The 19,969-nt window shown below is 26.0% G+C and carries 19 protein-coding genes; 15 read left to right on the top strand and 4 right to left on the bottom strand.

Annotation, left to right across the window (positions count from 1 at the left end; all coding sequences use genetic code 11):
* Positions 1 to 277: 277 nt before the first annotated feature.
* The 6 genes from HF520_RS07830 to HF520_RS07805 all read left to right on the top strand — a co-directional run bounded on the left by HF520_RS07830 (position 278) and on the right by HF520_RS07805 (position 7,698).
* On the top strand, positions 278 to 1,531 hold the full coding sequence (locus HF520_RS07830; RefSeq protein WP_168573491.1) for a sensor histidine kinase: 1,254 nt from the start codon (positions 278 to 280) through the stop codon (positions 1,529 to 1,531).
* A gap of 78 nt (positions 1,532 to 1,609) precedes the next feature.
* Positions 1,610 to 2,026 carry a hypothetical protein gene (locus HF520_RS07825; protein ID WP_168573490.1) on the top strand — a complete coding sequence of 139 codons (417 nt, stop codon included), beginning with the start codon at positions 1,610 to 1,612 and terminating at the stop codon, positions 2,024 to 2,026.
* A gap of 314 nt (positions 2,027 to 2,340) precedes the next feature.
* Entirely contained in the window at positions 2,341 to 3,042 is a 702-nt protein-coding gene (locus HF520_RS07820) for a response regulator transcription factor (protein ID WP_168573489.1), read from the top strand.
* On the top strand, positions 3,014 to 4,270 hold the full coding sequence (locus tag HF520_RS07815; RefSeq protein WP_243155126.1) for a sensor histidine kinase: 1,257 nt from the start codon (positions 3,014 to 3,016) through the stop codon (positions 4,268 to 4,270). The genes HF520_RS07820 and HF520_RS07815 overlap by 29 nt, the downstream gene beginning before the upstream one ends.
* A gap of 113 nt (positions 4,271 to 4,383) precedes the next feature.
* The gene (locus HF520_RS07810) at positions 4,384 to 5,061 is read left to right on the top strand and encodes an ABC transporter ATP-binding protein (protein ID WP_168573488.1); all 678 of its coding nucleotides are present in this window, start codon (positions 4,384 to 4,386) and stop codon (positions 5,059 to 5,061) included.
* Positions 5,062 to 7,698 carry an ABC transporter permease gene (locus HF520_RS07805; protein ID WP_168573487.1) on the top strand — a complete coding sequence of 879 codons (2,637 nt, stop codon included), beginning with the start codon at positions 5,062 to 5,064 and terminating at the stop codon, positions 7,696 to 7,698. It begins immediately after the preceding gene.
* Between the two features lie 84 nt (positions 7,699 to 7,782).
* On the opposite strand, the gene HF520_RS07800 is transcribed toward HF520_RS07805, so the two are convergent.
* Positions 7,783 to 9,930 carry a YhgE/Pip domain-containing protein gene (locus HF520_RS07800; RefSeq protein WP_168573486.1) on the bottom strand — a complete coding sequence of 716 codons (2,148 nt, stop codon included), beginning with the start codon at positions 9,928 to 9,930 and terminating at the stop codon, positions 7,783 to 7,785.
* 581 nt (positions 9,931 to 10,511) lie between these two features.
* On the opposite strand from HF520_RS07800, the gene HF520_RS07795 reads away from it, so the two are divergent.
* The 6 genes from HF520_RS07795 to HF520_RS07770 all read left to right on the top strand — a co-directional run bounded on the left by HF520_RS07795 (position 10,512) and on the right by HF520_RS07770 (position 14,592).
* Complete coding sequence (locus tag HF520_RS07795) at positions 10,512 to 10,703, top strand: hypothetical protein (protein ID WP_168573485.1); 192 nt, start codon at positions 10,512 to 10,514, stop codon at positions 10,701 to 10,703.
* Between the two features lie 194 nt (positions 10,704 to 10,897).
* Positions 10,898 to 11,656: a hypothetical protein gene (locus HF520_RS07790; protein WP_168573484.1), complete on the top strand. Its 759-nt coding sequence runs from the start codon at positions 10,898 to 10,900 to the stop codon at positions 11,654 to 11,656.
* 24 nt (positions 11,657 to 11,680) lie between these two features.
* Positions 11,681 to 12,403, top strand: a complete 723-nt coding sequence (locus HF520_RS07785) for a DUF434 domain-containing protein (RefSeq protein WP_168573483.1) — start codon at positions 11,681 to 11,683, stop codon at positions 12,401 to 12,403.
* Between the two features lie 68 nt (positions 12,404 to 12,471).
* Positions 12,472 to 13,116 carry an HAD family hydrolase gene (locus HF520_RS07780; protein ID WP_168573482.1) on the top strand — a complete coding sequence of 215 codons (645 nt, stop codon included), beginning with the start codon at positions 12,472 to 12,474 and terminating at the stop codon, positions 13,114 to 13,116.
* 362 nt (positions 13,117 to 13,478) lie between these two features.
* Entirely contained in the window at positions 13,479 to 13,904 is a 426-nt protein-coding gene (locus tag HF520_RS07775) for a MarR family winged helix-turn-helix transcriptional regulator (protein ID WP_168573481.1), read from the top strand.
* A 4-nt stretch (positions 13,905 to 13,908) separates the two neighbouring features.
* The gene (locus HF520_RS07770) at positions 13,909 to 14,592 is read left to right on the top strand and encodes a YczE/YyaS/YitT family protein (RefSeq protein ID WP_168573480.1); all 684 of its coding nucleotides are present in this window, start codon (positions 13,909 to 13,911) and stop codon (positions 14,590 to 14,592) included.
* A gap of 219 nt (positions 14,593 to 14,811) precedes the next feature.
* Here HF520_RS07770 and HF520_RS07765 read toward each other — a convergent pair whose 3' ends face one another.
* Positions 14,812 to 15,384: a manganese efflux pump MntP gene (locus HF520_RS07765; protein ID WP_168573479.1), complete on the bottom strand. Its 573-nt coding sequence runs from the start codon at positions 15,382 to 15,384 to the stop codon at positions 14,812 to 14,814.
* 227 nt (positions 15,385 to 15,611) lie between these two features.
* Here HF520_RS07765 and HF520_RS07760 point away from each other — a divergent pair, with 227 nt between their 5' ends.
* On the top strand, positions 15,612 to 16,157 hold the full coding sequence (locus HF520_RS07760; RefSeq protein WP_168573478.1) for an NADH peroxidase: 546 nt from the start codon (positions 15,612 to 15,614) through the stop codon (positions 16,155 to 16,157).
* A 71-nt stretch (positions 16,158 to 16,228) separates the two neighbouring features.
* Here the strand turns inward: HF520_RS07760 and HF520_RS07755 are convergent, their stop codons facing one another.
* Both HF520_RS07755 and HF520_RS07750 read right to left on the bottom strand, forming a co-directional pair.
* A complete protein-coding gene (locus tag HF520_RS07755) occupies positions 16,229 to 16,996 on the bottom strand; it encodes a PucR family transcriptional regulator (protein WP_168573477.1) in 768 nt (255 codons plus the stop codon).
* Between the two features lie 141 nt (positions 16,997 to 17,137).
* Positions 17,138 to 18,247: an ABC transporter ATP-binding protein gene (locus HF520_RS07750; RefSeq protein WP_168573476.1), complete on the bottom strand. Its 1,110-nt coding sequence runs from the start codon at positions 18,245 to 18,247 to the stop codon at positions 17,138 to 17,140.
* Positions 18,248 to 18,550: 303 nt separating this feature from the next.
* On the opposite strand from HF520_RS07750, the gene HF520_RS07745 reads away from it, so the two are divergent.
* Positions 18,551 to 19,102 carry an NADH peroxidase gene (locus HF520_RS07745; protein ID WP_168573475.1) on the top strand — a complete coding sequence of 184 codons (552 nt, stop codon included), beginning with the start codon at positions 18,551 to 18,553 and terminating at the stop codon, positions 19,100 to 19,102.
* 317 nt (positions 19,103 to 19,419) lie between these two features.
* Positions 19,420 to 19,965 carry an NADH peroxidase gene (locus HF520_RS07740; RefSeq protein WP_168573474.1) on the top strand — a complete coding sequence of 182 codons (546 nt, stop codon included), beginning with the start codon at positions 19,420 to 19,422 and terminating at the stop codon, positions 19,963 to 19,965.
* Positions 19,966 to 19,969 lie beyond the last annotated feature (4 nt).

Genomic DNA, 19,969 nt, shown 5'->3' with positions numbered 1-19,969 from the left:
ATTAATCACGAAGTTAGCTAACATAGCCTTAATATATATAGTATATGTATTAGGTATGTTATATATAATAAAAAATCTGAGCAATATATCAAATAGAGTTTCTAAAAGGACTTTAAGAGATTTACTTATATACAGTATTACTAGAATATTACATTTAATAATGCTCCTTATATTTAGCATTATTATTAGATATTTTAATTTTCCTAAAATGTATTTATCTATTCTAATATTAGGAATAAATATTATATATTCTATATGTATGGCTAGAATATGTTATATGGATATAATTAGACGACCAAATCAAATGCTTTATAGGAACTTATTAAGAGAAAAAGAAAAGTTAGAAGAAGCCAGTAAAGAGTTAAAGGACTATAAAAATCGATATGAAGAGGTATTAATGCATCTTCCAGATGGGGTTATTGTATATGAGGATGGGATTATAGTATTTGCAAATGAAAAAATTAATGAATTTTTCAATTTATATGATAGTAGCCATATATTAGGTAAAACTCTTGATGATATTGTTGATATCAAAGAGAAAGAAATCATAAAAGATATTTTTAACACAGAAAAACCTATAATTCATTCTAATTTAAAGTATAAATTTAATGGTATAGATTTTTATGGAGAACAAACTACAATAATTAAAAAGAAAAAAAATAAAATACTTTGTATATCAATTATTAAAAATATGGAAGATAAGATAAAGTTTACAAAGATAAAAGAAGAATTAGAATATAATAAAACAATGGAGGAAATAAAAAATCAAGTATTATCAAATATATCACATGATTTTAAAACTCCAATAAATGTAATTTATTCTACAGCTCAGGTGCAAGATTTAAATATAAAAAATAAAAATTATGATAATCTAATTGAGTTTAATAGAATGATAAAACAAAATTGTAATAGGCTCATAAGACTTACTAATAACTTTATTGATTCTATAAAGTTAGAAAATGATATTCCTCATGTAAACCTAAAATATGTAAATATAGTAAGTTTAGTAGAGGACATAACTACATCAGTTTTAAACTATGCAAAAGATAAAAATATAAATTTAATTTTTGATACAGAAGAAGAAGAAATATATTCTTCAACAGATGTAGAGTTTATGGAAAAAATAATGCTCAATTTACTTTCAAATGCAATTAAATATAATAAAGAAAATGGAAGTATAGAAGTAAAAATAGAAGAAACAAAGCAGCTTATTATAATTGTTATAAAGGATACTGGTGTGGGAATTCCAAAACATCAATTGAAAACTATATTTGAAAGGTTTGAAAGAGCTGAGAGAAATACTATTAAGACAAAAGAAGGAAGTGGAATTGGCCTTAGTATAGTAAAACAAATGGTGGAAGCTTTAAATGGAGCAATAGATATAAGTAGTGTAGAGAATAAGGGAACTATGGTGAAATTAATTTTTCAAAAAGATGATAAAGCAAAAACAGAAGAATATGAAGATGATATTGAATTATTGGATAAAAATCAATTAGATGAAAAAACAAGACTTGAACTATCAGATATTTAAACTATAGTTACCAGGCATTTTTATTAAAATAATACAGATACTATATTTAGCATAAAAATACTAGGAGAGTGAAGTTTTATGATAAAATGTATGGTAACTAAAGCGCTACAAAGAGAAGCTGAAAAAAAAATGGAAGAAAGTAAAAATACTCTAATTTACGCTGGTGTAGTAGCACTAGCAGGAGTAGGTGTATACTTTTCATATAAAGCTATAAAAAATTATATATATGATAAATCAATTGAAGAAGATTTAAGATATTTAAAATCTTTTGAAGAAGATGTAGAAGAAGATTATGCTAAGCATAAAAATGAAGATGAAGAATTAAAAGAAAAAGTAGATGAATTTAATTCTAGAAGATTAAGCTTTGAAAATGATGAGATAGTATCTCCAAAAGAATTGGGACACTATATAGATCAAACTAAAGTAAATAAGGATGATATTGATTTAGATAAAAGTGACTTTGAAGAAGATGAGTATGACAAATATGATGAATAAAAATTGTAACTTTTATTCAGAGTTATGAAAAAAGAGTTGACCGTATCAACAAAATTATATTATAATTAATTTAAATATGAGTAACATGCTTGTTGTGGTGATCCTATTATAAGCCAACAACAAAACTTTTTAATAATAAAATTGTAATAAAAGAGATTTAAAGAAATGTTAAACTAATCAAAGTAAGGCATTTCTTTAAATCTCTTTTTGCGTGTAATAAATGTGACTATTATGTAATTTATAATATTATATTAATTTAGTTATTGTATAATAACTATAAAAGAAATTTGTAAATAATGAATATGGAGGAAGATATGAAAAGAGTTCTTTTAGTAGAAGATGACAGCACAATTGCTTTTGGTGTGAAGTATGCACTAGAACAAGAAGGGTTTAATATAGATATATGTAAAGATTTAGAAAGTGCAAGAAAAATAATTAATGAAAATGATTATAATATTATTCTTTTAGATGTTATGCTTCCAGATGGTAGTGGGTATAAGTTATGTGAAGAAATAAGAGAAAATAAAGATATACCGATAATTTTTCTAACTGCATGTGACGAAGAAGTAAATGTTGTTATGGGTTTAGATATAGGAGGAGATGACTATATTACTAAGCCATTTAGAGTTAGAGAGCTTATTTCAAGAATAAATGCAGTTCTTAGAAGAAGAGTAAATAGTAATGAAAGTAAAAAAATACTAAAGTTTGGTAGCTTAAGCATACATACTCTAGAAGCAAGAGTATATAAAAATGGAGAAGAGATTTTCTTAACTTCGGTAGAATATAAATTATTATTAATCTTAATAAAAAATAAAAATACAGTATTAAGTAGAGCTCAAATACTGGAAAAACTATGGGATGTTACATATGATTTTGTTAATGATAATACTCTTACAGTATATATAAAGCGACTTAGAGAAAAGATAGAAGATGATTCAAGTGAACCAAAATATATACTTACAGTTAGAGGGTTAGGATATAAGTGGAATGGATGTGAAAGTAATGTTTCTATCTAATATAGAGGTTAAAAGTTTCATAATAAAATATATAGGATTATTTTTAGTTTCATTAATGCTATCTCTAGGTGTTAGCTTTCTTAGTGTGAATATAATTAAAAATAAGGTAGTAGAGAATAATCAAGCTTTAATAGGAAATATAATATCTGAAAATCCTAATATGGAAAGTAATATAGTTAGTATAATAACTCAAGGTAACTCTAAAGAAAATTTAGAATTAGGTAAAGAAATATTAGAAAAATATAATTATGATAATCGTATAAGTCTAAGAAATGAACCAATTATAACATCCAGTATTAAATCATTATTTAACTTAAATGCTTTATTAATATTTGTAATTTTTGTTATGATATTTGCTTTAGTTATATATTATTTAAAAAAAATATACAATGATATAAAAGATATGACAGATTATGTGTACAATAGCTCAGAAGGTAGAAATTTTGAGATGAATAATAAAAATCAAGAAGGTCAAATAGGTCTACTTAAGACTGAGTTACTGAAAATGACTACTGTCCTTAAGGAAAAAGTAGAATTATTAAATAAAGAAAAAATATTTTTAAATGATACGATATCAGATATATCACATCAGCTAAGAACACCTATGACTTCTCTTATAATACTTAATGATTTAATGTATGAAGATATTCCAAAAGAAACTAAAATTGAGTTTTTAGACAAAATTAAATCACAATTAAAAAGAATGGAATGGTTAATAAAAAGCATGTTAAAGCTTTCAAAATTGGAGGCAAAGGTTATTGATTTTAAAAATGAAAAAGTAAATATAAATGAATTGATAAAAAGGTCTCTTCAACCAAATTTAATCCCAATAGAACTTAAAAATATAGATCTAAGTATAAATGGAGATAAAAATATTTATTATATTGGAGATATAAATTGGTCAACAGAAGCCTTGGTAAATGTAATTAAAAATTGTGTAGAGCATACTCCAAAAGGTGGAAAGTTACAAATTAACTATGATCAAAATCCTTTATATTCAGAAATAGTTATAAAAGATAGTGGAGAAGGTATTGATAAAAATGACTTGCCAAATATATTTAAAAGATTTTATAAAGGTAAAAGTAGTACAAAAGAAGATAGTGTTGGAATAGGACTAGCAATGGCTAAATCTATAATAGAAAGTCAAAATGGTGATATCTATGTGAAAAGTGAAAAAAATAAGGGTGCAGAGTTTCATATAATCTTACATAAAACTTACGGTGACTAATATGTCATATTAAAATTCACCTTAATGTAAGTCTTAAACTTTAAACTATAAAATACAGATGTGAGTTTAATAACCAAAAAGATAATTTAGATGAGAAGTTTATGGAGGATAATATGGAAATAGTAAAAGTAGAAAATCTAACTAAAAGTTATGGCAATGGTGAAGCTAAAGTAGATGCTTTAAAAAACGTAAATTTATCAATACATAAAGGTGAGTTTGTTGCAATAGTAGGACCTAGTGGAAGTGGAAAAAGTACATTGCTACATTTATTAGGAGGTGTAGATAGCCCTACAAGTGGTAAAGTGTACATTAATGATGTAGACATATATTCTTTAAAAGAAAAAGATTTATCTATATTTAGAAGAAGAAATGTAGGTTTAATATATCAATTCTATAACTTAATACCTGTACTTAGTGCTAAAGAAAATATATTATTACCTTCAGAATTAGATAATAGAAAAGTAGAAAAAGATTATTTAGAAGATCTACTAAAAACTTTAGGGTTAAATGGAAGAGAAAATCATCTTCCAAACGAACTAAGTGGAGGACAGCAACAAAGAACTTCTATAGGTAGGGCACTTATAAATAGACCAGCAATAATTCTTGCTGATGAGCCTACTGGAAACTTAGACAGTAAAAACTCTAAGGAGGTTTTAGAATTACTGAAATTATCCGTTAAAAAGTACAATCAAACTTTAATAATGATAACACACGATGCTAATATTGCACTACAAGCAGATAGAGTAATAACTATAGAAGATGGAATTATAAAGCAAGATGAGGTGATATAAATGAATTTATACACATCTCTAACTTTAAGATATTTAAAAGAAAATAAAAAAAGAACTATAGTAACAATAATAGGAATAATACTATCAACAGCATTAATTTGTGGGATTGGAAATATATTTGAAAGTTTTATGGATTATCAAATAAGAGAAACCATAGCTGGAAATGGTGAATTTCACGCAACTTTTTATGATATAAAAAAAGATAACCTAGATAAAATAACAAAAAGTGCAGGCATTTCTAAAACGGCTTTGAGTAATAATTTAGGTTCGGCCAAGCTAACTAGTGATAAGAAAAATGTAATACAAGTAAAAGAATATGATAATAATGCTTTTGAAGGATATCAAATTAAATTAAAAGATGGTAAGTTACCAGTTAATGATAAAGAGATAGTAATCACTGAAGAAGCTTTAAATATTGTCAACAAGAAAATAGGAGACACTATAACACTTAATGTTGGTAGAAGAATAGATAAAGATGGAAATAATATTGAAGGTAGTTTATGGTTATCTGATGATGAAGAAAAAATAGTAGATACTAAGCAAAAAGAATTAAAAATTGTAGGTACTATTGAAAAACCTGGATTTGAAGCAATAGGTAGTAGTGAAGTTACTACAGGCATAACGTATTTAGATGTAAATAAATTAAAAGAAGATCAATCTGTTAATGTATCAATATGTGCTAATAAGCCAGCTGAAATTTATGATATAGCTCCTAAAATAGCAAAAAATTTAGGATTAAAAGTAAAAGAAATGGTAAGTGAAAGTAATATAGATGAAGGTGATAATCTATATTATAATAATGAACAAGGTATATTTTATGAAAATTTATCATTTAATGAACATTTATTAAGACTTCAAGGTGCAAGTGCATATACACATATAAATGACACTATATATATGATAATATTAATAGTTACAGTTTTAGTTGTAGTGTGTACAATAGCTACAGTGTATAATGCATTTAGCATATCAATAAGTGAGCGAAAAAAGCAATTTGGAATACTAAATTCTATAGGTGCAACAAAATCTCAAGTTATGAAATTAGTATTTGTAGAAGCACTTATAGTAAGTATAATAGCAATACCAATTGGAATAGCTTGTGGAACAATAGCAATAGATTTGGTATTTAAATTTATACAGAAATTTTTTGGAAACTCCTTTATTGCAGAAATGAATTTAAGAGTAGTTTATAATAATTATATAATTATAGGAAGTATAGTAATAGTATTACTTACAATAGGGATATCAGCAATATTACCAGCAATAACAGCAGCAAAAACTTCTCCTCTTGAAGCTATAAAAAATAGTAGTAATTTAAAATTAGGAAAAGTTAAAGACTCAAAAATAGTTAGAGCATTATTTAAAACAGAAGGTGTTATTGCTTATAAAAATCTAAGAAGAAATAAGAAGAAGTTTAGAATAACATTATTCTCATTAATAATAAGTGTAGTAATATTTATTGCATTTAGTGGATTTATGGAGCTTTTTGTTAAGTCTAATGAAGTTTATGCTGGACAAATGAATTATGACTTATACTTATGGAAAAATGGACTTGTAGAAGACAATAATATGGAAGAAGAATTAAGTAAGATTGATGGAGTAAATAACTTTAGTATTAACAGTGAATGGGGTATAGGGACATATATTAAAGAAAGTAATATAAATAAAGACTATAAAGACTTAATAGATAACTACTACACTAAAGAAAATAAAAATAATGAAATTGTATATGATTTTATGAATAATATGGTTAAACTTCCTGGAGAAGAAGCTATAAGTAAATTAAAACTTAAGAGTGGAAGTTTTAATAAAAAAACTGCTATAGAAGAAAATGGGATAATACTAAGAAATAAAAGTTATTATGAAGAACCAGGAAAAAAAGGAGATGTATCTTTAACTAATTATAAAGTAGGGGATACAATAGATGCCTATGTTACAAGTTATGATGAAAAAAATGATAAAGAAATAAGAAAGAATATAAAGCTAAAAGTATTAGCTACAACAGAGGATTTACTTCCAGGAAATGCATCATCATCTTATATGGGAATTGATTTTATAACTTATGATGAAGTAGGTAAAAAATTAGGTTTTGATATAGATAAAAGTAGAATACACATTTTAACAGATAAAGATGAAAATACTAGGAATACAGTAAAAGAATTAGCAACAAAATATGGATATAAAGTTAATGATGAAATTGAATATGCTAAAGAAATGGAAGAATCAACTAGAGCAATAAAAGTATTTGTATATGGATTTATTGCGGTTATATCTTTAGTAAGTATAACTAATATAGTAAATACAATAAGCACAAATATAAATTTAAGAAAAAGAGAACTTGCTATAATTAAATCAATTGGAGTAACACAAAGTGGATTTAACAAGATGATCTATTTAGAAAGTTTATTATATGGAGCTTTAGCCTTACTTTATGGAGTTCCAATCGGAATTAGTATAGATATACTTATGAATAAAACTCTTGGAGATGTTATACAGCTTGGTATGGTACTTCCTTGGGGAGCGGTTGCAATATGTTTTGTAGGTATATTTGCTATAACATTTATAGCTTCTTATATACCTATGAAGAAAATAAATAAAGAAAATATAATAGATAATATAAGACAAGAAAGTATATAAATAAAAAAGTACCCTAAATCTATAAAGAATAGGGTACTTTTTTTATAAATAATGTTATTTTACTAGTAATTATATATATAAATTCTAATGTTCTGTCAAGTTACTTTCGCTTAGTTTCTTCGTAAATTTATACATAACTTTATTTATAGGTCCTTTTAATATCACATTAAGAACAATAAATATTACTAAGAATATTAAAAGAGCTATTATATCTTTGTTTAAATTTGGCATATATACACCAGCAATTGCTTCTCTTTGAGCAGATATTGCATAAGTAAATGGTAATAATGGATTTACCATTTGGAAGAACTTAGGTGTTACTTGTATAGGGAATGTTCCTCCAGAACCTGCAACTTGTATAACCAATAATACTACACCTATTGCTTTACCGACATTACCAAACACAGATACTAAAGAATAAACTATAAATGTGAATACTAAAGCAGTAAATAGTGAAAGTAAAACAAATAATAATGGATTTACCATACTAACCTTTAATAAGAATATATCACCTAAACTTACTATTAGAGCCTGAATTAATGCAATAGTAAGGAATGTAAGTCCTCTACCAAAGTATACTTCATATGGTTTGTATTCTCCATGTACTTCTGTAGATAGTAAAGAACAAAGTAATAGTACTCCTACCCATAACGAAAGTACAGTATAAAATGGAGTCATAGCAGAGCCATAGTTTTTAACTGGATATAAGCTATTAGTAACGACATCAACAGGCTGTTTTAAGAAATCAGAACGAGTTATTATGTCACTTTGTAATAGGTTAATTAGTTCCTTCATATCATCGCTATTATTAACTTTAGATATAGCATCTACTAATTCATCTACTATATTCTTAGCCATAGGCATTTTATCTTTTATAAAGTTTACAGTATCATTTGCACTACCTGAGAATTCTAAGGCAGTTGAAAGAGCTTCATCTACTTTAGGAAGTTTATCTTCAGCTCTATTTAAAACATCTAGGACATTATTAGCAACTGTAAATCCTTTATCAAATATATTGTTTATAGGATTAACTATTTTCGAATCAAAATTATTTAATATATTTGATGTTATACTGTTGATATCTTGAGTTACTTTTAGTATACCATTTAAGTTAGATAGAGAAGGTGTTTGCCCATTAGCTACTTGATTTTTTATAGTGTCTAATCCAGAAATAGCTGAGTTTAACTTATCATTTATACTTTCTAATTGAGCAATAACACCTTGTAAGGAGTTACCAGGCGTTAATTTATCTAATTTAATTAAAAAGTTAGTTAAAGTATCTGATGTAGAGGCTAAACTGGATAATTTATTAGATAAACTATCTATTAATTCTGGCGCATTTTCATAACCTTTATTAATGGCATCTATTATATCTGATACTGCAGTTGAAGCGGAAGATGATACACTATTTAGTATTTCCAAGTCGCTTTTAATAACAGGGCTAATACTTTCTATGCTTGTTTTTGTATCAGATAAAAATGTTTTTACATCTTCAGATAGCCCCATTGAATTTTCTATTGTAGTTTTTATTGCTGGCATATCATTTTGAAGACTTTTTACAATATCAGCTATCTGAACAGTAGCATCATCTGCTAAATCTATAGTTTTATCTATATCTTTAAATTTATTTTGAACTTCTTTTAAAGAATTTTCAACTTGAGTTAATTTAGGTAGTTCATTTTCTAAACTAACACCAATTTCATTAAGAGCTTCAAACATTATCTCACTAACTGTTTTAACAACTGTTTGATTAATTTCTAATTGTATAGTAGAAGCTCCTTTATCCGTTATTTTTGGTGCTATAGCATTTATTTTTTCATTGACAGTATATATAATTTCACCTTTTTTTACATCGCTACTAACTAAAGATGTTAGATTAGTAGAGAAATCAGATGGTATTTCAATAGATGCATAATATGTACCGTTTTCTACACCTTTAGAGGCAGTATTTTTATTTACAAATTGCCACCCTAAAGAAGAATTATCTTTTAGTTTTTCAATTAATTTATCACCAACGTTAATATCTTTATCAAAGATTTTGGCTCCTTTATCTTCATTTACAACAGCAACTTTTATATTTGCTGTATTACCATATGGATCCCAAGATGCTTTTATATTAAACCAAGCATATAGTGAAGGTAGTACTGCAAGACCAATTATAATGGTAAGTAATGCAAAGTTGGTAAAAATATCCTTCAAATCTTTTTTAAAGATTTTAAATACATTTTTCATTTTGTCATACCTCCGAGTTTTTATTAAAAAATATATTATTAGTATTAAAAATCATTTTATATTATAACATTTATCGATAGTTTGTAAATAGATAATGGTCAAAAATATAAGTTAATATCAAAAATAGATTAGAACACTAATATTTATATGAATTTAGTTTATGTAATTTATAGATTTTTTATATTAATATTAAAATAATTAAAATATAATTAAATAAGGCCTATAGGGCGAGACATTATAGAATTTAAATTGAGTATTAGCTAGGACAAGTTGAAGCAGTAAGAAAGTTATTTTCGTAGATTTTATATTATAATGTCTGAAAATATATGAAATATTTGTAAAAAGTTCAAATTATTGCAAAGGAATTTAGCAATTAAAGTCTAATATATATAATATATGTATGAAATTTAAGTAATTTAGGTAAATATATGGAATATTAGACTATGATTACTTATATGTATAATAAATATGATATAATTAAAATTAATAATAAGATTATCAAGAATTATAGTATTAAGTATTATTTTAATTAAAAATAACTATTAATGATAAAATAGATTTTAAGCTTAGGGGGTATTATGATGAAAAGATCAATAATTATAGCTAGTATAGTAGTGTTAATTATAATTTCAACTACATTTATAAGCAATGATTATAATAAAGAAGAGATATTGAATTCTAATAATACTTTTAGAAGTGAATATGAAGACAATAAAGAGGATAAAATAAATGATAAAAATGAACCCCTTTATTTAGTTGATAAAAATAAATAAGAAAAAGATTATGATATAATAAAAGGAATTAGTAATATTAGATTTAATTTGATATTATTAATTCCTTTTTTATTAAACTTTAATGTTTAATATATAAATATAAATATCTTATAGATAACGAGCAATATAGAATGAGAAAATACTGGATATTATTATTTAAAATAGAAATTAAATGTTTAGGTAGGGGATTATAATTGAAAAAAATAAATATAATAATGTGTACAAGTATATTTATAATAATGTTAACATCTATATCTTTAGCTAGACCAGGTGGAGGTGGATCTTCAGGAGGCGGCAGTAGTTCTGGTGGCAGCTCTTCAGGAGGACATGGATCAAGTAGTTATAATAGATCAAATACAAATCCAACTGCTTCTGCAGTTACATCATTAGCAATGACAGGTGTTATGATATCGATATCAAGAACAAATACTATAATTAGTAGGTTTAAAGTAATGAAAAAAGAAAAAGAGTGCAATAGTGTTATAAAGGAAATAAGTTTATACAACTCTAACTATAGTTTAAATAAAATATATAAAGATGTAAGTGATACATTTTATATTCAAGCAAAAGCTTGGGCTAATATGGATCAAGACATAGCTATTGATTATTCTACATCAAAGCTTTACAATAATCACAGAACAAAACTTCAATGGATGAGTGTAAGAAACGAAAGAAATATATTAAAAAAAGAAAAATTAATATCAATGAGAGTAATTGGTATAGACAGCAATAAAAATGAAAATATTGAGAGTATATGGATTGCAATTAAAGGATCTATGATAGACTATATAGAAAAAAATGGGGAAATAACTGAAGGAAATAAATATATAGCTAAACCTTATGTAGAGTATTGGAAATTCGACAGTATAGATGGAAGATGGTTATTAGACGAAATAAAACAAGAAGGCGATTTATTTGAGTTAGAACAAATTGGAACTATAAGAATTGAATAAAAAACTTAGGATGGTGTCTATAACATGACAAAAATATCTAGAAGAGGATTTGATGAAAATGATAAAAGGTGGTTTTCTAATAAAGAATTAATTAAATTAAAAAAAGCCAAAGAAGAAGTTGAATGGTTAATAGACAGAGAGTATAAGCTTGATTCAGTAGTAAATTTTGTATCAAATAGATACCAATTTTCAACTAGACAAAGAGACTCTATAAAAAGATGTATATGTTCAAAAAAACAAAAGGAAATAAGAGAAAATAAAAAATTACCCATAGAAAAAATAAAGGATGATGTTATATACGTAGATGGATTTAATTTAATAATAACTTTAGAAGTAGCTTTATCAAAAGGCACATTAATAATAGGTAATGATGACAATATTAGAGATTTAGCAGGTCTTAGAGGAACATATAAAATAATTGATAAAACAGAAGAAGCTTTAAATTTAATTGGGAAGTTTTTAGATAAAAATAATTGTAAGACAGTAATTTTTTATTTAGATTCACCAGTATCTAATTCTGGAAAATTAAAAAACAAAATAATGGAAGTTTTTAAGCATTTTAATATAGATGCTTATGTTAGGCTAGTAAATAATCCAGATATCATTTTAGAAAAATTAGATAGAGTAGTTAGTAGTGATGCAGTTGTAATAGATAAGTGTAATGGATATTTTAATATTGCAAGAGTAATTATAGAAGAATATATAAAAGAAGCCAATATTATTAATTTAAATAATTATACAGATTGATGATATTTTAGTATATATAAAAATGTAAAATTAACATAATATATAGTAAAAAATAGGGGGAATATATTATGATAGATAAGAAATATAAGGGTATAATTTTTGATATTGACGGAACAATTTTAAATACAGAAAGAATGAATCTAATACCTCTTCAAAGGATAATAAAAGAAGAATTAAACATAGATATAAAATATGATGATTTATTAAAATTTAAAGCATATACAGGTATTAAAACTTTAGAAGTTTTAGGGATTAAGGATATAGAAAAAACGTATAAACGATGGGTTAAGTATGTAAATGAATTTGAGGAAAAAGCACAATTATATAAAGGCTTTGATTTAGTTATAATAAAGTTATATGAAAATGGAATTAAATGTGGAATATCCAGCTCAAAAACTAAGAAGCAGTATGAAATTGATTTTATACCAACGGGGTTAGATAAATATATACATACAGCAGTATTAGCTGATGATACAAAAAATCATAAACCGCATCCGGAACCCTTATTAATAGCAGCTAATAAGATGGGAATAAATCCTAAAGATTGTATTTATGTCGGAGATACAATAGCAGATTATAAGTCATCTAAATGTGCTGGTATGGACTTTGCATTGGCGCTTTGGGGAGCGTCAGATTTAGATGGAATACATGCTGATTATAATTTAAATGAACCTATTGATTTATTAAAAAAATTAAATATTAGCCTATATTAGCTAATAAAAATAACCATATCTTAATATTTTCAATAATTTGAATTATAAGATATGGTTATTTATCTAATTTGACATAAATTGTTCGCAATATATTAAAATTACTCATTAAATCTAATAGATAAACTAAACTTACTCATCTATAGCAAGTACAGCACACCTACCTTTTTTCATTTGATAATATATATAAATAATAGACACAGGAGCACTGAAAGGTTTTTTTATATCTTCATCAGAAGGAATAGTCTTATTTGAATTAGGACAAAATGTTTTAACTTTCAAAAGTGTTGACATAATAGTTTAAATAATATACACTAAATATAGTTTGAATAAAAACTAATTTTAAGGGAAGGAGATGATATATATTGAATTATAATGAACTACACAAGCTGTTGTTGATTTCATATAATTATTCAGCTAAAGCTATTGTGAAACAAACAAGTCAAACAGGATTAATGCCAGGGCAGCCTAAAATTTTAGAATTTTTATTAGAAAATGATGGATGCACTCAAAAAGAAATTGGTTTGGGGTGTGCCCTTGATAAATCAACAGTTACTTACCTTTTACATAAAATGAAAGAAGTGGATTTAATCCAAAAGGCACCTCATAAGAGCGATAAGCGAAGTTCCATAATTTTGCTAACGAAAAAAGGAAGAGAAATAGCCCTTGAAGTAAAGAAAATTTGTTGTTCTGTGGACCAGAGTGCATGGAAAGATATATATGAAGAAGATAAAATAATATTCATTCAGACTTTGCAAAAAATAATACATAATTTGAAAATGGAGGGATAATATTATGAAAAATCATCTACAAAGATATTTTTGGTTTATCATAGGAATTATTATAAATTCTTTTGGAATTGCATTAATAACGAAAGCAGGATTAGGTACTTCTCCTATCTCTAGTATTTCTTATGTATTAAGTATGAAATTTCCATTTACCTTAGGTCAATTTACTTTTATAGTAAATATGTTTTTTATTTTAGCTCAATTTATATTGTTAAAAAAAGATTTTGAACCAATTCAGTTTTTGCAAATTGTTGTAAATGTGGTATTTAGTGCATGTATTGATATAAGCATGAATTTATTAAGTTGGCTAACTGTAAATAATTTTATGGTTGGACTATTTGCTTTATTAATCGGGTGTGGTGTTCTTGCCTTAGGAATTTCCATAGAAGTTGCACCGGATGTATTAGTAGTTCCGGGAGAAGGAATTGTTAGAGCAATATCAATTGTATTAAACAAGAGATTTGGAACTGTTAAAGTTATTTTTGATATAACATTAGTTTCTACAGCCACTATTTTATCTTTTTTATTTTTTGGCAAACTTAGTGGTTTAGGTTTAGGAACTATTATATCTGCAATAATTGTGGGATATATTGTGAATTTGCTTAATCAAAAATTTTTATTGATTTCTTACATTAAAACATTAGTAAATCAAGAAGATGATTATCAATCTAATGAAAATTTAACAATATAACTTGACGTTCTACAAAGATAGTAACTATTCAATGAAGAAAAAGCATAAAAAGAGAAGCGATATATTTAGGATAGCACTTCTGTTTTTATTATTAAAAACTAGTGTATTGAGACAATTGAGTTGAATCAATGGAATTTTGCTTTCCTAGTTTATTTATTATAATTATTTCTAAGTACTAATACTGATTTACCAAGAGGAGTCGCTTCTTCTTGGATTCTATCAAAATAATAGCATTATTATATTTATATGGTCATTAAGAATATTAAATCCTATCAATATTAATATAATACCACCAACTATTTGAGCATAATTTTTAAAAAGTGAGCCAATAGAGCTTCCAAGCAAAACTCCAAAAAAACACAATATAAAGGTAATTACAGAAATTGATAATACTATAGGAAGTATAGCTTCATTTAAAAATGCAAAGCTTACTCCAGCAGCTAGGGCATCTATGCTAGTAGCAACTGATAAAAATAATAACTCTTTTGTATTTATAAGAGTATTACAATTAGAAAAATCATCTTCATTAGCATCCATTATCATTTTAGCTCCAATAAACCCAAGTAATATAAATGCAATCCAATGATCTATTGATTTTATGTAAGATTCAAATCTAATTCCTATAAACCATCCAATAAGAGGCATAAGACCTTGGAATACTCCAAAAAATAAAGATATTTTAATAGCTAACTTAAAATTTATATTTTTTAAAGAAATTCCTTTAGTTACAGAAACTGCAAATGCATCCATTGCAAGTGCGAATCCTGTAAAAAAAATACTTATAAAACTCAAAATAATTCCTCCTTTGAAAAGTGCGCACAAATGAATATTGCGTAAAGTAAAGGTGCAAAATATACACTGTATAAATTTAGATGTAAAAACCGATTTAGTATAATTAATAAAGCTAATAGTAATAATATTAATATGATTTATTTAATTAAATTATTAATAAATTGAATCAAAATTTATACTATCAGAAAATACATAATATATTAATGTATATCAAGGAGGAATTAAAAATGAAAAAATGGGTTTGTACTGTATGTGGTTATATTTATGAAGGTGAGGATAAGCCACAGAAATGCCCAGTATGTGGAGTAGGACCAGAAAAGTTCGAAGAAATGAAAGGTGAGCTAAAGTGGGCTGATGAGCATAGAATAGGTGTGGGCCAAGGCTTAGATGCGGAAATACTTGAAGGGTTAAGAGCTAATTTCATGGGTGAATGTACAGAAGTTGGTATGTATTTAGCAATGAGTCGTCAAGCAGATAGAGAAGGATATCCAGAAGTAGCAGAGGCTTATTCAAGAATAGCTTATGAAGAAGCAGATCATGCAAGTAGATTTGCTGAAATGCTAGGTGAAGTAGTTGAAGCATCAACTAGAAATAATTTAAAAGCAAGAGTCGAAGCTGAGTATGGTGCAGCTGAAGGTAAGCTAAAACTTGCTAAAAAAGCTAAAGAGTTAGGCCTTGATGCTATACATGATTCTGTACATGAAATGTGTAAAGATGAAGCAAGACATGGTAAAGCGTTCTTAGGATTATTAAATAGATATTTTGAAAAATAGAATAAGATAATTGAAATTTATAAAATCAATAAAAATAAACGCTGAAAGTTAGTTAAACTCAGCGTTTATTTTTATTGATTTCTAGATATGAAATAAGTATTTATGCTTAAATAGAACACCATTGCATCCTTGAAATTTTTTAAATCTAAATTAAAGAGTTCTTTTATTTTCTCCAATCTATAAACTAAAGTATTCCTATGTAAAAATAAAGCGGATGAAGTTTTAGAGATATTTAAATCATTTTCTATAAAAATAATACCTGTATAAAGCAAATTTTCATCCATATCTTTTATCCTTTTAAAGTCTATTAAAGAACAGAAATGTTTATCTTTAGAAGAAGTATAGATACTTCTAGATAAAATTAAATCTTTAGTTGAAAAAAATTTATTCGAGTTATTATTTTTTTGGATAGTAGGTAACAATTGATTGAATAAACTTAATTTTAAATCTAACATATCTATATCATCTATTTTACCTAAATCAAAAATATAAGTTTTTGAGTATGTTTCTAATTCTATTATTTCAGTAGTATTGTTATCTATGTTTAATTTTGATTTTGATGTAATTAATAAATATTTTTTATACTTTATTACATTTATATTTTCGAATAAGTTGTACAGTACATTTTCTAAAGTACAATAATCTAAATTTTGTTGATATACTAAGTAATAATAATTGTTTAGGATTATATTTATACGCTCTTTTTCAATTTCAATTACATACAAGGAGTTATTGAAAGTTATTAATTCTTGATTTTCTTTTAAATCTTCATTTTTATATTCAAAAATATTTATCTTTTTATTAATCTCTTTTTCTATAAAATCTACAAGATCCCTCATTATGATATTCCCCCTGAAACTATCAAGTTTTGTTTTAACTATATAAAGTTCTAACTATATAAAAAAGTAAGGTAAAACCTTACTTTTAATATATCATTATTTTAATTTATTTTCATTAATTTAGAAATTAAGAGAAGTAAATTATATTATTGTAGCTTCAGTTTCTTTATCGAAGATGTGAAGATGTTCCTTATCCATAGCTAATTTTATCTTATCACCATATTTTACTCTATATCTACCATCAAATCTTGCAGTAATATTAGCTTCACCTAATTTTAAATAAGCATATATTTCTGCACCCATAAGTTCACTTAGCTCAACTTCTGCTTCAAATACAGTATCCAAGCTATTATCTATAAATAAGTCTTCTATATGTATATCTTCAGGTCTTATACCTAATACAACTTCTTTTCCTATATATTTATTATTTACTAAGGACTGGCATTTACCTTTGCTTAAATGGATATTCATTTCATTATTTACTGCATATAATTCTCCATTTTTCTCTTCAATTCTTACATCTATGAAGTTCATTTGAGGAGCACCTATAAATCCTGCAACGAACATATTAGATGGGTTATTATATATTTCTTGAGGAGTAGCTATTTGTTGTACTACGCCATCTTTCATAACAACTATCCTATCAGCCATGGTCATAGCTTCTACTTGATCATGTGTTACATATATAAAAGTAGTTCCAAGAGATTTATGTAATTTGCTTATTTCAGTTCTCATTGATGTCCTAAGTTTAGCATCTAAGTTTGATAAGGGTTCATCCATTAAAAAGACTTGTGGATTTCTTACTATAGCACGTCCTAGCGCAACTCTTTGTCTTTGACCACCGGATAAAGCTTTTGGTTTTCTATCTAATACTTTTTCAAGATCTAGTATTCTGGCAGCCTCCTTAACCTTCTTATCAATTTCATCTTTAGGTAATTTTCTAAGTTTTAGAGCAAATGCCATATTATCATAAACTGAAAGATGAGGATATAAAGCATAGTTTTGAAAAACCATAGCTATATCTCTATCCTTAGGATCAATGTTATTTACTAATCTATCCCCTATATATAATTCTCCAGATGATATTTCCTCAAGTCCTGCAATCATTCTTAAAGTAGTTGATTTACCACATCCTGATGGTCCAACCAATACTACGAACTCTTTATCTTGTATATCGATATTTACATTTTTAACAGCATTAAATCCATTACTGTATGATTTACAAATATTTGTTAATGTTACTTTAGACATTTTTTATTCCCCCCTGATAATTGATTATTTACTATAATTAAATAGTAAATTGAAAATATACTCTATGCAACGTATATAATAACTAAAAATATTTGTACAATTTGCATAAAATTAGTAGCTTAATTAAAAGAGGATAAACTTATATTAAATATATTCAATGATTTATAAAAAAATAATAAATAATATGTTTAGATTAATATGACCCGGGTATATATGTACTATCTTAATAAATAGTAAATAAGATATAAGTATTACATTGGAATATATATAGTTAAATTTAAAATTTAGGAGGAGAATAAGATTATGAAAAAATTTGTATGTGTAGTATGTGGATATATACATGAAGGAGAAAGTGCACCAGAAGTATGTCCAGTATGTAAAGTTGGAGCTGATAAATTTGAAGAAATGTCAGGAGAAATGAAATGGGCTGATGAGCATAGAATAGGTGTAGCTCAAGGTGTAGATGAAGAAATAATAGAAGGATTAAGAGCTAACTTCGTTGGAGAATGCACAGAAGTAGGAATGTACTTAGCGATGAGTAGACAGGCAGACAGAGAAGGATACCCAGAAGTTGCAGAAGCTTACAAGAGAATAGCTTTCGAAGAGGCAGAACATGCTGCTAAATTTGCAGAATTATTAGGAGAAGTAGTTGTAGCTGACACTAAAGAAAACTTAAGAGTAAGAGTTGAAGCAGAATATGGAGCAACTGATGGAAAATTAAAATTAGCTAAAAAAGCTAAAGAGTTAGGCCTTGATGCTATACATGACACAGTTCATGAAATGTGTAAAGATGAAGCAAGACATGGTAAAGCATTCTTAGGATTATTAGAAAGACATTTTGGTAAGCAAAACTAGTAATAAGCTTTTATTTATATAAATTTAATTAAACATTTTTAAAACCTTAAGATATTACAATTTCTTAAGGTTTTTTGAATTTATGAGAGTGAGGAAAATATATGAGTAGAAAAAATACTAATAAATAATTGTAGTCATATATTTGATTATTAAGTATATTTTGTTTTAGTATTTTGTAAGATAATTAATTTATAAAAAATAATAAAAAAATTGTTTAATGTAAAAATTCACGGGTATATATTTACTATCTTAAAAAGTAGAAAACAAAAATTTGTTGGAATTATATATAATTTAAAAATTAGGAGGAGAATAAGATTATGAAGAAGTTTGTATGTGTAATATGTGGATATATACATGAAGGAGAAAGTGCACCAGAAGTATGTCCAGTATGTAAAGTTGGAGCTGATAAGTTTGAAGAAATGTCAGGAGAATTAAAATGGGCTGATGAGCATAGAATAGGTGTAGCTCAAGGTGTAGATGAAGAAATAATAGAAGGATTAAGAGCTAATTTCGTTGGAGAATGTACAGAAGTAGGTATGTACTTAGCAATGAGCCGTCAAGCAGATAGAGAAGGATACCCAGAAGTTGCAGAAGCATATAAGAGAATAGCTTTTGAAGAAGCAGAACATGCTGCTAAGTTTGCAGAATTATTAGGAGAAGTAGTTGTAGCTGATACTAAAGAAAACTTAAGAGTTAGAGTTGAAGCAGAATATGGAGCAACTGATGGAAAATTAAAGTTAGCTAAGAAAGCTAAGGAATTAGGTCTTGACGCTATACATGATACAGTTCATGAAATGTGTAAAGATGAAGCAAGACATGGTAAAGCATTCTTAGGATTATTAGAAAGACACTTCCAAAAATAATATA

This window comes from Romboutsia sp. CE17 (genome assembly GCF_012317385.1).
In the GTDB taxonomy this organism is placed as follows: domain Bacteria; phylum Bacillota; class Clostridia; order Peptostreptococcales; family Peptostreptococcaceae; genus Romboutsia_E.
Note: the sequence above shows the minus strand (reverse complement) of the source record. Positions and strands in the feature narration are given on the sequence as shown.